The sequence below is a fragment of the Virgibacillus litoralis genome, assembly GCF_017873675.1.
In the GTDB taxonomy this organism is placed as follows: Bacteria; Bacillota; Bacilli; order Bacillales; family Amphibacillaceae; genus Lentibacillus; species Lentibacillus litoralis.
Window position 1 is genome coordinate 45,408 of sequence record NZ_JAGGKK010000016.1, and the last position, 13,782, is coordinate 59,189.

A 13,782-nucleotide genomic window follows, 5' to 3' on the forward strand; every position below is an offset into this window, starting at 1 on the left:
ATATACTATTTAATATGACACCTTTTGTCATGATTGAAAAATAATTTTAGGAGTGGACTTATGAAAGCTGAGCGTTTAATAAAAATACTTATATTACTGCAACACGGAGAAAAGACTTCTACAAGGACGTTAGCTAATGAATTAGAGGTGTCGGAAAGAACTATTCATAGGGATATGGAATCTTTAAGTGTTGCAGGAATACCAGTATTTTCTGAAAGAGGAAAAGCAGGTGGATGGCGACTTATTGATGAGTGGAAAAATAGACTGAGCTGGTTAACAGAAAAAGAGATTATATCTTTATTCCTGCCAGCTTCTGAAAAAGTTCTATCAGACTTAAATCTGAATATATCAACAGAAGAGATGAAACAAAAATTATTGTTATCTGTACCTAATCATGTAAGGCAGAATGCTGCCAACTTATGGGAACGCATATATATCGACACAGATACATGGCATGGTTCACAACAAAGTATAAGTTCTATGGATTCTATCCAACAAGCAGTTATGGAAAATAAAAAAGTAACAATGGAATATAAAAAAGCGGATAATGAAATGAAAACTTACATGATAAATCCGCTTGGTTTAGTCTTAAAAGGAAGTACGTGGTATGTAATCGCTATTAATTCTCAAAATTCATATCGAAATTTCAGGCTATCACGTATTATAAATTTCACCGTATTGGAAGAGTCATTTACTAGGCCCGGCGGATTTATCTTGTCACAATACTGGAAAGAATCCAAGAAAGCGTTTATTCAAAATTTGCCTGCGTATCAAGTGGAGGTTGAAGTATCTCGACAGATCATTAACCGCATTATGTTTACGGGCCGTTTTGTTAGACACTTACATGAATCAACGAAGCAGCCAAACAGTAAATGGGTACAGTTAAGTCTTGAATTTCCAACTGAAGAAGAAGCTGTTAATTTCATTCTGGGGTTTGGCAATCAAATAAAGGTTAATTCACCGGTGCATTTACAGAGCATATTAGCAAAAAAGGCAAATGAGATTTTGGAGCTCTACAGTACTTAGTGTTTGCAAATTTAATAAAGGAGTTTCTAAAGATGAACCGAATCAATATACAGGTGGCTAATTATATGATGTAATCCAATATTACAAAAGGAGTGAAAGGCATGTCACATGTAAAAGATATTTTATTAGATCAGTTTTTAGAAAACGTAAATGATCCTAGCTGGTACCGTCCATTTACAGAATCGGTTGAAGGTTTAATAGAAGAAGAAGCATTTTGGAAGCCTAATGAAGATTGTCATAGCATTGCTGAAATTGTACAACATCTTATCTACTGGAATGAAACATGGCAAACTAGGTTTGACAAATCGGAAGTTAAGGCTGTTCCTTCTATAGAAAACGATAAAAGTTTTATCATTTCAGAAAATCAAACCTTTGATAATCTAAGAGATCGTTTGATAGAGATATTGTTAAAATGGCAAGATATCCTAACTGAAGAAAGTGTAGAAAACGATGTGAAAGGATTTCCAGTCACTGCAAAGTGGTGGGAGTTACTCGGAAATGCAACAACACATAATGCCTACCATATTGGCCAAATTATTTATATACGGAAGCTGCAAAAAAGCTGGAATCGTAAAAAGTAAACTCTAATTTATCAGGTATAAGCTTATATTTTCCTTCTTCTATCTACCGCCTGAGGTGGTTCCTCCAGCCATGCGTGTTTGATGGTGATATTTGCGCCGTCTTCACCGTACTCTAAGCTTTCACCTAATACTCGCATGTAGTGGGAACCCAGGTCACGCCTTTGAGCGGCAGCCAATGATTGTCCATAATAACCGACACCTGCTTGTGTAGTTCCAGTAACTTCATACATCAATAATTTATCTGAAAAAGGCGAAACAGTTGTTTCCTCGATATTAGAAGACCAAATCATGGATGAAGGCAAATCTTCCTCCGTTAAAACAGAGTTGAAAATCTTTATGTGCTTCTCTGCAATATCAGCACCGCGACGCATATATTCACGCACTTCTTTAGCCTTGGCAACTTGACTGAAACCTATCAGCAATGCGTGGCCAACAGCATTACGTTGTATATTAAAAAACAATTGGTCAATTTCAATTGCAGTTAAAGGTCTACGGTTTCCCAGCCAACCTGTTAAGAAATTTTGTCTTTCTACTGTATCGACCGTTTTTGGTACCGGAATAAATGGTGATCTTGCGTAGATACCTTTTGAGAGCATTAAATCTGTTGTTTCATTATAAATTTGTTCAGAAGTATCTATACATTGTGTGAAAAAGTTCCGTATATCAGAACGAGTTGAATGAGTCAGTCCCATGGCATAGGAAGTTAAGTTCATGGTAAATTTGTTTTGTAAAAATACTAAAAAGAAACTATCTGCAAAAAGACGTGGAGCCGTTAAATCTACGTCTGCATCTGTAAAGCCTACAGGAACTGCATGGTCTTCATTTTTATAAATTCGTTTAATTTGTTCAATATTTTGTTCAGCAAATTGCTTTGTTTTTTCTGCAATAGGGCGTATTTCGTTGTCTTCCATAATAGCCAATACATATTTCATCTTAATAATCGTAGCAGCATTATCATTATAAGCAGACCATAAATTCGCAATTTCTGATGATGTTATATTCGCTTGTGTAGTCATAATAATATTACCTCCAAAAAATCTATGTAATTGTATTATCTTAAGGATATTATGTGGAAAAAGCTAAATTCTATACAAGGATGGAGGCGGGATTGAGGGACAGGTCCATCGTCCCGTGAGTGAATTTGGGATATCCGTGACACGGAATATTGAAGGAATTTTGAGCAATCGAGAAGAAGTCCTATGTATTTATGTGGTTTAAACTTTGATTATATAAGTAAAAAATAATGAGAGGGGATAATTACATGAATCAAGATTATAACATTTCTACGCGGCCTCCAGTGGTCGACCGGACCACCTGGCAGGCCAAACTGGATGAGTTGCGGATCCGGGAGAAGGCACACACCCGAGAAGGTGACGCGATCGCAGCGGCCCGTCGTCGTCTACCGATGGTCGAGGTGGACTCGACCATCCCACTGATCGGCCCGGATGGACCGGTGACGCTGCTGGAGACGTTCGAGGGCCGCCACCAGCTGATCGCCTACTTTCACATGTGGCACACCGGCAGACCCGCCGCGGAGCAGTGCGAGGGCTGCACCTTCTCCACGACCCACATCAACGAGCTGTCCTATCTGAACTCGCGGGATGTCAGTTACGCGACTTTCTGTCAGGGGCCGTATGAGGAGAGTTCGCGGTATCGCGACTTTATGGGCTGGACGGTTCCCTGGTACTCGGTGCCTCAGGAATCCGTGGACCAATTGATCGTTGACCGGCACTTCGGCATCCTGGTCAGTTATCTCCGGGACGGCGACAAGGTCTACGAGACATACTGGACTACAGGCCGTGGCAACGAACCGATGGCACCGTCGTACGGACTGCTGGACCTGACAGTCTACGGCCGTCAGGAGTTCTGGGAGGATTCGCCCGAAGGCTGGCCGCAGTATTGGGGCTCTAAAGGTGGTCAGTTTCAGGTGGACGGACGCCCGACTGCCCAATGGTCCCGCTTAGCAGCCGGACGTTCTGACGATCTCGGCACCTAGACTACCTTCCTGCGCTCTTGCCTATAATGGGAATCTTTGAGTATGGAGAAGAAGACGACGTAACCACCTTTAATTTGGTTTCAAATCCTGATGGAATTTGACCAAAAAGTGAGGTGCCGATGATTATTGTAGCATCTGAGAGGATACGAAAAGGTGAATCAGGTGGAACCAATACCAGCCTCATCTTGGTTACGATCTATTCGATGAACAAGGAAACGAGTATGAAGCGGTTGATTATGAGGTGGTAGAGGCTGAAAATCGGAAAAAAATTATAACTCTTCGCAGTCCAGGTATACTGAAAATATTACTGAATTATGAAGTTCCAAAAGATGAAAGACTAATTTTGCACCAAGCGAAATTGTTGTTGAAGTTAAGTAGAACATTTAAAATATCATTCACACAAAAAACTCTGGATCCGTACTCGGATTCAGAGTTTTAGCTAGCGAATCTATCAATCTTGTAGACTTCCTTCTTATAGAAGGCTTTGATAATATGGAGTAAGGATTTATTAGGTGGCCGAAAGAAAGCAGGAAACTAGAAGAGGAGTTTTAAAAGTGGACACATTAACAATTAATGAACTTATATCACGCAAAGAGATTGTTCAAGCATTTCCAGTAATGAAACAGCTGCGTACTCACTTGGATGAAAAAACTTATTTGGAATTAGTTGCTGAGGCCCAAGAAAAAGATATGTACAGGTTATTTGCATTGTATGATGATGAGGAAATTGTTGCAGTTACAGGATTTAAACCAATGATCACGCTTTATTATGGTCGATTTGTTTGGGTCTGTGATTTAGTTACCAGCGAAAACAATCGTTCAAACGGATATGGTGAAAAACTGCTTTCATTTGTACATAGATGGGCAAAGGACAACGGCTATGAAAGTGTCGCATTATCATCCGGACTAAAAAGAGAAGACGCACATCGCTTTTATGAAGAGAAAATGGACTATGAAAAGGTAAGTTATGTGTTTAAGAGGGCTGTAGATTAGGGACAAGAAGGGACAGGTTCCTTGTCCCGAGAGAATTCTCATCAGATATATTGACAGTATAAATATATAATTGTAGACGGTGTAAAGAATGGTTGATCAATAATTAATTTCTCGCATAAGAAGTAATCGCTAACCAATTGGTGCGGTTACTTCTTTCTATTTAGGCCGATGAAAAAAATTTATCTTGCGCTATTTACCTAAATAAAAAAATACAACGTGTTAATCATTAGGAAGCGGGACAAAGTTCCTGTCACCTTTGTGTATTTCTTTTTTATACATGGGAAGATTAAGAATGATTTCTTGGAAGGGAGGGTGTATTTGTGAACAATTTAACAGAACTTGAGGTTGAAAATTTACGTCATATTATTGGTGGGCACGGAACGATAACAAATAAGTTAGAAAACTACGCACAGAGTTGTACAGATCCAGAATTAAAATCAATACTCCAACAAGATGCCCAGGCAGCCAAGCAAGCACAACAGCAACTATTAAATTTCTTAGGATAGGAGGGATTCACAATGTTACAAGATAAGGATATGGTAAACGATTACTTAGCAGGGTTGAATGCTAGCTTAACAGGATATGCAGGTTATATTAATGAATCAAATAATGCAGAATTAAGACAAACACTGATTCAATTGAGAAATCAGGATGAATCACGTCAACGGACGTTATATGACTATGCTCTCCAAAAGGGGTACTATCAGCCTGCCGCTCCTGCCTCACAGGAAGTTGTCCAGCAGTTAAAGATGCAGTTAACTTCTTCACAATAAACATAATCTTAAATTACATTTTAAAGCCGGAACCCTTTCAAAAGTGTTTCGGCTTTATTTGCAGTTAACAAAAATACACATACTAGATATAAGGTAGGTCGACTATGTTATCTATCAAACTTCCATCGCCATTTGTCAATCTCGTGCTAAACCACTTTCAAAAGCAGCCAAATGGTTCAATGATGCATTGCGCAGTTGTGTGAATACCATGCGTACATCAGAGGGGGTATTTTGTGCAAGAAATTTCTCGTACATATTGATATTGTCGATTTCTCCTTGGACACCTTCTGCAAAAGCATTTTTAATCGTTGCCGGTGTCGTAATGAACATACTTGAAATATCTTGGGGTACTGGCACCTGATATCGATTAAAGAGAGGTAGTAATGCATTAATGTGTCTCAGTTCCGCCTCTTGAATTTGAGCAAAGGGACGTACATACCCAAAGTTTAAAAGTACATTCTGATATCTCTGTTGTGCTAGGAATTCGTCCTGCAATGCAAAAGTTAGCATCTCAGGTAAAGTTAATGATGCAGCATTTAAAGCTCCTTTGGCACCATAACTTTCGGCAGTTTGGCGATAAGAGTAATAGGGATGGTTCGTATCAAAATAATAGGGATCCATGCGTGTTAGCCTCCAATTCTTAAAATAAGTCATTCATATTATATGTGTTTGAAATAATTGGGTGACCGTTGCATGGTAGGATAAAAAGTCTGAGGATCGTTTGTCGATAAGCCAAGCCTCTTGCATTTCAAAAAACTGAAGTTAAAATTACTATTATAAGTTTTTTGATAGTTAAGAAAGTATAATGCATCAGTAAGACTGGCGATATACTGGGTTTTTCTAAGAAAGAAGGGGAAAAAAAATGTTGAAAAAAGTGACCGAAAATATATATAAACTGGTTATCCATTTTAATTCCGAAAAATATGATGTGAACTGTTATCTGGTAAATGGGGATAAGGGATACACGGTTATTGATACCGGCATAAACACAAGAGAAGCACAGCAAGAATGGAGAAACGTACTCGATTCCGGTTTTGATATTCATAATGTAATCCTGACGCATACGCACCAGGACCATATTGGGCTTGCTAAATGGTTTCAACAGGATCTTGGTGTTCCGGTTTACATATTTGAATCAGGAATGAAGGAAGTTGAAAAGCGCCGTGTTCCTGGAACCAGAGAAAAATTGAGTCTTCTACTTAAAACCCATGGTGGTCCAGGCCTTCCTGTGAAGAGGGAAGAGGATACTTTCATTTATGATTTCGAACCAGATGGTCTTATAAACGAGAATGAGCAGATCAAAATAGGAGAAGATTTCTATGAACCAATTTGGACACCAGGACATGCGCCGGATCATTTCTGTTTTTATAACGAAGAGAAAGGAATCATGTTTGTCGGTGACCATATGTTAAAAAATATCTCCCCAGTAATCGGATTATGGACTGGAGAAGAAAGTAATATTCTAAATGATTATTACAATTCGTTAGATTATATAAAAAAATATCAACCAGTTGTAGCCCTGCCAGGCCACGGCAATTTAATCTATAATTTCAGTGAACGAATAAGCCAATTAGAATCCAGACATAATCACCGTTTGCAGGAAGTATTTGAATCGATAAAATACGAAAGTAAAACAGCTTATCAATTATGCCAGGAAGTATATGGCGATAAAGATTTATTGATTGCACCATTCATGGCAATATTAACACGTCTAATCTATTTGGAAGCAGCTGGAAAAATAAAACGGGAAATCTCTGATGGAGTAGCCGTGTTTCAAGCTACGGGACAGAGGGGTCAGGTTCATCGTCCCAGTTACGGATGAGGTACCTGTCCCTGTTTACTTTTTTTTGGCCAGGAAAAGCTGCCGCCAAAAACGTCGCGAACGTCATGGATAACTACAAAAGCTCGATCATCGACAGAATTTATGATGCGCTTAAGTCTCATCAATTGGAATTTATTGATAATGATATATGTCATATCTTTATCTTCTTTTAAATATCCGCCATACCCTTTAAATACAGTTGCACTTGTTTTCATTTCCTTAATTACTTCGTCTGCTAAAACCGATGCTTGGGTAGAGATTACACTGACTGCCTTTCTCGTGTCCAAACCTTCCATAATGAGATCTGTTGATTTTTTTCCGACAAAAAGAGAAACAATGGTGTACATGGTGTTTAGCGGGCCGATTACTAGTAGGCCGGATAATACGATGCATGAGTCTAGCGCGAAGTTTGTTCTAGTTAAATCCCATCCTAAATTATAGTGGAACATCCGGGCGATAATACTTGATCCGCCCATGGAGCTGCCGGTACGAAAAATTAACCCTGCACCTATCCCAATAATAAAACCGGCGAAAATTGCTGACACGAGTGGGTCACCTAATGGTTCAGCTTTACCCTCAGATATAAAAATAAAGAAGGAAATAAGCGGTGCTGTTAAGACTGATAGAAAAACCGTCCGTCTGGGTAATACACGGTATCCAACTAGTAAAATCACTGAAGTCAAAACAAAGTTCACAATTCCGGGGGACCAGTCGAATGCGTAGTGTAAGATAATCGATGCTCCGGGTATGCCGCCTTCCGCTAATTGGTTTGGTATGACTAACAATGTTAGAGCCAATGCGTAAATCATGGAACCGATAATAATAAGTAAAATATCACTTATGAGTTTTGGCATAGTTTTTTCTCCTTAATCTAAAAGCTACAATTCGTTTTCTTCGCTATGCATTAATGTTCCCACAAATACTAAACGTAAAACGGCTATATTACACACTTATAGGAAAATCGTGTAGTACTGGGACAAGGAACCTGTCCCTTACGTCCCTGCATATAAAGGCTTTATTGTTGCCAAACTATGTGTGTGGAGGTGTATTATATGGGTAAGAGAAGGAAAAATGATAGTGGTGTCAGCGATGAGCAGGCTGTTAGAAAAGACTTATCGAAGGATTTTGACCATGAATTTGCGAATGAGCCACTAACTGAAGCTGAACGACAAAATAATAAGAAAACGAAAAAACGACAATAGCAGTTTTGGGGGATGTATTAACCTACATTCCTCATTTCTTTAAAAGGGGGATTATGGTATGAATGTCCGAATTGAATTATCCTATACAACACCAAAGGGAACTGAAGCAGCGTTCACGTCGGAGGAGATGCGTGCCAAGAAAGCACTATTATTAGCTGAAGACTTGGAAAAAACAGGACGAATGAAAAACATCATGTTTATCGATAATCATGAAAATAGATGGAATCTGAAGGAACTCAGGAAACAGATGGAGGAAATTAAAACAGAGCCTCATAATGTGACGGTTTATTTTGATGGGGGATTTGATCTGGAGACAAATAAATCAGGCCTAGGCTGTGCGATTTATTATGAGCAAAATAACAAGTCATACCGGCTCCGCAAGAACGCTCTTGTTGATGAGCTTGAAACAAACAATGAAGCAGAATACGCAGCATTACACCATGGGATACAGGAGCTGGAGCTTTTAGGTGTCCATCATTTACCTGTTACATTTATTGGTGATTCTCAGGTTGTCATTAACCAGCTAAAAGAGGATTGGCCATGTTACGAAGAGGAACTAGCTAAGTGGGCTGATCGAATTGAAAGTCATGTCAGCAAGCTTGGTATTGACGCCGAATATAAACTAGTTTCCAGAAAAGAAAATAAAGAGGCAGATCAGTTAGCATCCCAGGCGTTAAAAGAAATTGAAATAACGAGTACGAGTGAAGTGAAGGCTTAACTATATATCTATATTTTTTCACCCTAACAAGTTAATACATATGAACTTAGCAGATAATTATTAAATTGATTCAAAAAGTTCTATAATAGCAGTAGAGATGAGAATGAACTAGGGGAGGCAGACTCATGGATCCATTAGATATAGTTGATAATCTGCATAAGGTAAAGCCTGTATATCAGCCAATTATCAGTGCTGTTCGGTATGATGTGATTGGTTATGAAGTGTTGGGCCGGTTTCACGATGATCATGAGTGGAGAAGCCTTGGCGCATTTTTCCACGATTCCGAAGTCCCAGAAGAATTCAAGGTTGAAGTTGACCAGTACATATTAGAAATAGCAATATCAAAAATGTTGGAATTAAATAAGGAAGGTTTCTTATTTATCAACCGAAATGCTAAACAATTAATGATAGATAATGGCGAGCGCTTGTTGGAAACGCTGCTTACCTTTGAGCAAATAGGATTTTCTATGGACAGAGTTGTTATAGAAGTTACAGAAAATGACTTTGATGAAGAAGCAGATTCCCTAAGTCATTTGCTTCAATACTACAAAACTTATGGTATAAAAATTGCTATAGATCGTGTGGGAGCCAAGAGCTCAAACATTGACCGAATCCGGCAGCTTGAGCCCCATATTCTAAAAATAAATACTAAAATAATACGCACTTATAACACGGAAGGCTTTCAGGATATTATGTATTCGCTATCCATGCTGGCCCGCCGAATAGGGGCAGCGATGCTGTTTGAGAATATTGAAGTTGATTCTCAGCTTTACTTTGCCTGGAAACACGGAGGACGTTATTATCAAGGACATTATCTGGCACAACCAGAATTTGATTTCGCATCGAGTGATTCACTAGCTGTAAATCTTGAAAAAGAAGTTAATGTATATATTCAGCGTGAGAAATCATTGGTAGAGCAACGGTTAAACTTAGTCTTGTCATGGGAAGAAAAGATTAAAGAGCTGCTTTCCAAATGGGAGGGTCCTGATAAGGCAGACACATTTATTCAGGATGTTACCGATAAATTTAATGAACAAAGCTTTCGTATGTTTATTTGTAATGGCAATGGACTGCAGGTGTCTTCAAACTTTCGAAAAAGAGACGGGGTTTGGGAGCAGGAGCCACATGAAAAAGGATCAAATTGGGCGTTTCGTCCCTATTTCCTTGAAAATGTGATGCAAATGAAAACATGGAAAAAAGGTATGCTGTCGGATATATATTCCGATATTGAAACAAGGGAAATGGTACGTACGTTTAGTTACCCATTAACTGATCAACATTTTTTATTTATTGATATAGGTTATACTTTCATCTATGAAAATGAATTTTTACTAATTTAAAGGATGGGTAGATGAACCCACCTAAAAAACTTTTGAGGTAAATTGTGAAAGGTGTAATTTGATTTACTATTTTATGTTAATCTAGGCATATAGTTACAAAAATTGTTGTATTGTGTGAAATTCCTTTAATATCTTACCAATATTTACATATATCGACACTTCGCTTATACTACTAAGTAACTAGTCAATAAAGGTTAAAATATTGATAAAGGATGGAATAATAGATTCAGAGAGGATTACGAAATGCAGAACCAACTAAGAAACTCTACTTTATTGAATGAGGAAAAACGAACCACTATATGGTTTTTGTGGTTATTTTATATCATATATATTGTTTATGATGTGTTTTATTTTTACATATTACCTGATAATCCCTGGAGTGCAGGACTAGGTTTACCTACATTTGGTTTTAATTACATTATGTACTTAGTAATGTTTGTCCTTTTACCAATATCCTATTATTTAATAAAAAATAATAACCCTAGACCAATTAAATATATATACTTTATAACTTTTACACTATTTAATATTGTAAATGATATTTGGGTATACTCAGGGAACGACGCTCCCTATGGCAGTGGTAATGTAATTGAAATAGTTATAGTGCTTTTTTCACCAATCTTTGTAAACAAGAAGTTTTTTAATTTAGTGTTTTTAGGTACAATTTTAAAATTTATAGTTGTTGGACTTGCTATACAAGATCCTCTGGTTATACTGCCATTACTTATGGTAGGTATTTTGGCAATGATTGCCTTTATTCTTCTTACTCGTTTTTTAAGCTACGTTTCAGCCGTAGAGAGTTCCTATGATAAACAGTTGGAAGGTATGGTAAAAGGAATAATTGCGACATTGGAGCTTAAGGATCCATATACAAGAGGGCATAGTGAACGGGTAGCTGGATATGCTATGATTCTAGCGAATGCAACAGATAAATTTAAAGAAGATGAATTAAAGTCTTTTTACTATGCATGTCTATTACATGATATTGGTAAGGTCCATATTCCGGATTATATATTAACTAAGCCTGGTAAACTAACTGCTGAAGAATTCGATTTAATTAAGACTCATCCAAGTGTTGGTGCGGATGCAGTTCAACAAGTTGAAGGGATTGCTGACAATATTGATGTAATATATCATCATCACGAGCGTTGGGATGGTAAAGGATATCCTGATGGTTTAAAAGGTGAAGAGACACATCTATTAACTAGATTGACAGCAATTGCGGATGCATTCGATGCGATGACTTCCTCAAGATCATATCGATCGGCATTACCTTTGGAGGAAGCCTATAACCAAATTATTGCCGGAAGAGGTACTCAGTTTGATCCCGAATTAGTTGATCTATTTGAAAAAGTATTTCCTTCTTGGTCAGATTTCCACAACAGCTATTACAATAAAAATCAGAGTTTGGAAGAGACTGCTACTACTAACTAAAGGAGGTGAAATTACAATGAAGATCCGTAAACTTAACAAAATTAAAGTGACATGCTGGTGGTGTCCTTGGTTCGTACGCTAGTATCTTACACAATTTAAAGATTTTTTTTAGGGGTGCTAAAAAACTAGCATCCTATTTTTCCATTTCTACAGTGGTGGTGTGAACATGAATATAACCTTGAAATCCCAACTAACCTTACATCCTCTAACGATTCGAGAGGATAAAAAGCATTATATTGTCGAAGAAAGCCTTTCTGGTGATTTTTTTGAGATGCCTAAAATATGTATTGATGCCATCGATTTAATTAATAAAGATGTTCCTTTAGACTATATCGAGCAAAACCTGAAACCACAATATCCAGAGGAGGAAGTGGATTTAGTTGAATTTGCTGAACAACTTGTAGAGCTTGGCCTTGTTAAGGAAATTGATGGTGAAACGCTTCAGGTTACCAAAAATAATGATTCTCCTCGAGGGTTTACGTGGCTTTCACCTAAAGTCGGACAGTTCTTTTTTAATAAAGTGACAACAAAGCTTTTTATGGCAATTATAATTCTAAATATCCTTCTTGTAATTGTAAATCCACAGTTACTGCCTACATACCAGGATTTATTTATTTTCGATGCCATGACATTTAACATTTTAACGTTTATGGGTATTAGTTTATTGTTGATTGTTACTCATGAATTTGGTCATATTTTGGCTGTTCGTTCTCATGGCTTACCAGCTAAGCTAGAGGTTGGGCACCGATTATTATTTGTAGTGTTCCAAACAGACTTATCACCAGCATGGAAACTGCCACCAAAGCAACGAAATGTTTTGTATCTCGCTGGGATTTGTTTTGATCAACTGATGATTCTTATTGCATTCACTTTAAAACTGTCTTTTCCGGAGGCTAGTTCACTCTTCATTGGTATCCTGGGAGTTGTCGTGCTTGATATCTTTATTAAAACGATTTACCAATGCTGTTTTTATATGAAGACAGATATATATTATCTTTGCGAAAATCTGACAGGGTGTTACAACTTGATGGAAAACGGAAGACAGTATTTAAGCAAATGGCTGCCATTTATTAAGCAGGATTCCTCTACTGAAACGTTTGAGGACGAAGCGAGAATTGTTCGTATTTATAGTTTTTTCTATTTAGGTGGGGTTCTTTTAACGTTTAGTATATTTATCATTTATTTTATACCACAACTATATTATGCGTACTCACAAACGTTACCTGAATTATTACATCCTGGTGGGAACCCATTTTTTTGGGATGCGGTTGTTTTTCTTGGACAAACAATACTTATAGGTAGCTTACTGATTTATTCCTGGCATAAATCCAATACCTCCAGAACATACTAAGTATAAGTTTTGGAGGTGTTTTTTATGGATAACAAAGATTTAGAGCAGGTATATAATGATTATAAGAATCAGGTGGAAGCCCCAGCACAACCTGAAGCAGACCCATACCAGGAACAAATAGTTGCTGTTCGCAAAAATGATGATGGTGATATCATCGCATTTAAAACAGAAACCGGAAGAGAGCTTGATTACGTGGTGGCACTTAGTGAAGCAAAAGAAGGTAAGCTGGCTCACGTAGACGTATTCCATAAGTATGGCAGGGACATAATCCGCAGTGAACCGGATGGTGTGAAAGAGAATAACTTGGATAATCTGGATACATTTTAAATAATAAGCTATGATTAAGCCCATTCCTTTGGAGGTCTGGGCTTTTTTAGTTATGAAACCAAAATGGCTGCCGAGTGTGCCACCAACTATCATGAAAATGAACTTGTAATCGAGCTGGATAGGTATTCTCATACAATAATATAAATTCTTACTTACTGCATAAGTACAACTAAGGATTTGCGATAAGCTAAGTTTTCTAAAATTTATCCATTAAAATGAT

The 13,782-nt window shown here is 37.7% G+C and carries 16 protein-coding genes; 13 read left to right on the top strand and 3 right to left on the bottom strand.

Annotation, left to right across the window (positions count from 1 at the left end):
* Nucleotides 1–60: 60 nt before the first annotated feature.
* Both J2Z82_RS13920 and J2Z82_RS13925 read left to right on the top strand, forming a co-directional pair.
* Nucleotides 61–1,026 (top strand): helix-turn-helix transcriptional regulator, encoded by a 966-nt coding sequence (locus J2Z82_RS13920; RefSeq protein WP_209481383.1) that lies wholly within the window; start codon nt 61–63, stop codon nt 1,024–1,026.
* A 101-nt stretch (nt 1,027–1,127) separates the two neighbouring features.
* Nucleotides 1,128–1,607, top strand: a complete 480-nt coding sequence (locus tag J2Z82_RS13925) for a DinB family protein (protein WP_209481384.1) — start codon at nt 1,128–1,130, stop codon at nt 1,605–1,607.
* A gap of 23 nt (nt 1,608–1,630) precedes the next feature.
* Here the strand turns inward: J2Z82_RS13925 and J2Z82_RS13930 are convergent, their stop codons facing one another.
* Nucleotides 1,631–2,623 carry a DUF3231 family protein gene (locus tag J2Z82_RS13930; RefSeq protein WP_209481385.1) on the bottom strand — a complete coding sequence of 331 codons (993 nt, stop codon included), beginning with the start codon at nt 2,621–2,623 and terminating at the stop codon, nt 1,631–1,633.
* 245 nt (nt 2,624–2,868) lie between these two features.
* On the opposite strand from J2Z82_RS13930, the gene J2Z82_RS13935 reads away from it, so the two are divergent.
* The 4 genes from J2Z82_RS13935 (at nt 2,869) to J2Z82_RS13950 (ending at nt 5,368) form a co-directional block, all read left to right on the top strand.
* Complete coding sequence (locus J2Z82_RS13935; RefSeq protein ID WP_209481386.1) at nt 2,869–3,603, top strand: DUF899 family protein; 735 nt, start codon at nt 2,869–2,871, stop codon at nt 3,601–3,603.
* Between the two features lie 554 nt (nt 3,604–4,157).
* A complete protein-coding gene (locus tag J2Z82_RS13940; RefSeq protein WP_209481387.1) occupies nt 4,158–4,595 on the top strand; it encodes a GNAT family N-acetyltransferase in 438 nt (145 codons plus the stop codon).
* 320 nt (nt 4,596–4,915) lie between these two features.
* Nucleotides 4,916–5,101: a hypothetical protein gene (locus J2Z82_RS13945; RefSeq protein WP_209481388.1), complete on the top strand. Its 186-nt coding sequence runs from the start codon at nt 4,916–4,918 to the stop codon at nt 5,099–5,101.
* 12 nt (nt 5,102–5,113) lie between these two features.
* Entirely contained in the window at nt 5,114–5,368 is a 255-nt protein-coding gene (locus J2Z82_RS13950) for a spore coat protein (RefSeq protein ID WP_209481389.1), read from the top strand.
* Between the two features lie 135 nt (nt 5,369–5,503).
* Here the strand turns inward: J2Z82_RS13950 and J2Z82_RS13955 are convergent, their stop codons facing one another.
* Nucleotides 5,504–5,989, bottom strand: coding sequence for a hypothetical protein (locus J2Z82_RS13955; RefSeq protein ID WP_342453649.1), 486 nt, complete (start codon nt 5,987–5,989; stop codon nt 5,504–5,506).
* 241 nt (nt 5,990–6,230) lie between these two features.
* On the opposite strand from J2Z82_RS13955, the gene J2Z82_RS13960 reads away from it, so the two are divergent.
* Nucleotides 6,231–7,190, top strand: a complete 960-nt coding sequence (locus J2Z82_RS13960; protein WP_209481391.1) for an MBL fold metallo-hydrolase — start codon at nt 6,231–6,233, stop codon at nt 7,188–7,190.
* Here the strand turns inward: J2Z82_RS13960 and J2Z82_RS13965 are convergent.
* A complete protein-coding gene (locus J2Z82_RS13965; RefSeq protein ID WP_209481392.1) occupies nt 7,181–8,044 on the bottom strand; it encodes a YitT family protein in 864 nt (287 codons plus the stop codon). The genes J2Z82_RS13960 and J2Z82_RS13965 overlap by 10 nt on opposite strands.
* A gap of 198 nt (nt 8,045–8,242) precedes the next feature.
* Between J2Z82_RS13965 and sspO the strand changes: the two genes are divergently transcribed.
* From sspO to J2Z82_RS13995, 6 genes are all read left to right on the top strand, one after another.
* Entirely contained in the window at nt 8,243–8,392 is a 150-nt protein-coding gene (gene sspO / locus J2Z82_RS13970; protein ID WP_092506204.1) for a small acid-soluble spore protein O, read from the top strand.
* Nucleotides 8,393–8,450: 58 nt separating this feature from the next.
* Complete coding sequence (locus J2Z82_RS13975) at nt 8,451–9,110, top strand: reverse transcriptase-like protein (protein WP_209481393.1); 660 nt, start codon at nt 8,451–8,453, stop codon at nt 9,108–9,110.
* Nucleotides 9,111–9,235: 125 nt separating this feature from the next.
* Nucleotides 9,236–10,450 (top strand): EAL domain-containing protein, encoded by a 1,215-nt coding sequence (locus J2Z82_RS13980; RefSeq protein ID WP_209481394.1) that lies wholly within the window; start codon nt 9,236–9,238, stop codon nt 10,448–10,450.
* A gap of 243 nt (nt 10,451–10,693) precedes the next feature.
* Nucleotides 10,694–11,884: an HD-GYP domain-containing protein gene (locus J2Z82_RS13985; RefSeq protein ID WP_209481395.1), complete on the top strand. Its 1,191-nt coding sequence runs from the start codon at nt 10,694–10,696 to the stop codon at nt 11,882–11,884.
* A 166-nt stretch (nt 11,885–12,050) separates the two neighbouring features.
* Entirely contained in the window at nt 12,051–13,235 is a 1,185-nt protein-coding gene (locus J2Z82_RS13990; protein WP_209481396.1) for a peptidase, read from the top strand.
* A gap of 24 nt (nt 13,236–13,259) precedes the next feature.
* Entirely contained in the window at nt 13,260–13,562 is a 303-nt protein-coding gene (locus tag J2Z82_RS13995) for a DUF3892 domain-containing protein (RefSeq protein ID WP_209481397.1), read from the top strand.
* Nucleotides 13,563–13,782: the final 220 nt, after the last annotated feature.

Bases quoted from the DNA above. Each gene is read 5' to 3' on its own strand.
- J2Z82_RS13920 (WP_209481383.1), top strand. From the start codon at position 61: ATGAAAGCTGAGCGTTTAATAAAAATACTTATATTACTGCAACACGGA.
- J2Z82_RS13925 (WP_209481384.1), top strand. From the start codon at position 1,128: ATGTCACATGTAAAAGATATTTTATTAGATCAGTTTTTAGAAAACGTA.
- J2Z82_RS13930 (WP_209481385.1), bottom strand. From the start codon at position 2,623: ATGACTACACAAGCGAATATAACATCATCAGAAATTGCGAATTTATGG.
- J2Z82_RS13935 (WP_209481386.1), top strand. From the start codon at position 2,869: ATGAATCAAGATTATAACATTTCTACGCGGCCTCCAGTGGTCGACCGG.
- J2Z82_RS13950 (WP_209481389.1), top strand. From the start codon at position 5,114: ATGTTACAAGATAAGGATATGGTAAACGATTACTTAGCAGGGTTGAAT.
- J2Z82_RS13955 (WP_342453649.1), bottom strand. From the start codon at position 5,989: ATGGATCCCTATTATTTTGATACGAACCATCCCTATTACTCTTATCGC.
- J2Z82_RS13960 (WP_209481391.1), top strand. From the start codon at position 6,231: ATGTTGAAAAAAGTGACCGAAAATATATATAAACTGGTTATCCATTTT.
- J2Z82_RS13965 (WP_209481392.1), bottom strand. From the start codon at position 8,044: ATGCCAAAACTCATAAGTGATATTTTACTTATTATTATCGGTTCCATG.
- sspO (WP_092506204.1), top strand. From the start codon at position 8,243: ATGGGTAAGAGAAGGAAAAATGATAGTGGTGTCAGCGATGAGCAGGCT.
- J2Z82_RS13975 (WP_209481393.1), top strand. From the start codon at position 8,451: ATGAATGTCCGAATTGAATTATCCTATACAACACCAAAGGGAACTGAA.
- J2Z82_RS13980 (WP_209481394.1), top strand. From the start codon at position 9,236: ATGGATCCATTAGATATAGTTGATAATCTGCATAAGGTAAAGCCTGTA.
- J2Z82_RS13985 (WP_209481395.1), top strand. From the start codon at position 10,694: ATGCAGAACCAACTAAGAAACTCTACTTTATTGAATGAGGAAAAACGA.
- J2Z82_RS13990 (WP_209481396.1), top strand. From the start codon at position 12,051: ATGAATATAACCTTGAAATCCCAACTAACCTTACATCCTCTAACGATT.
- J2Z82_RS13995 (WP_209481397.1), top strand. From the start codon at position 13,260: ATGGATAACAAAGATTTAGAGCAGGTATATAATGATTATAAGAATCAG.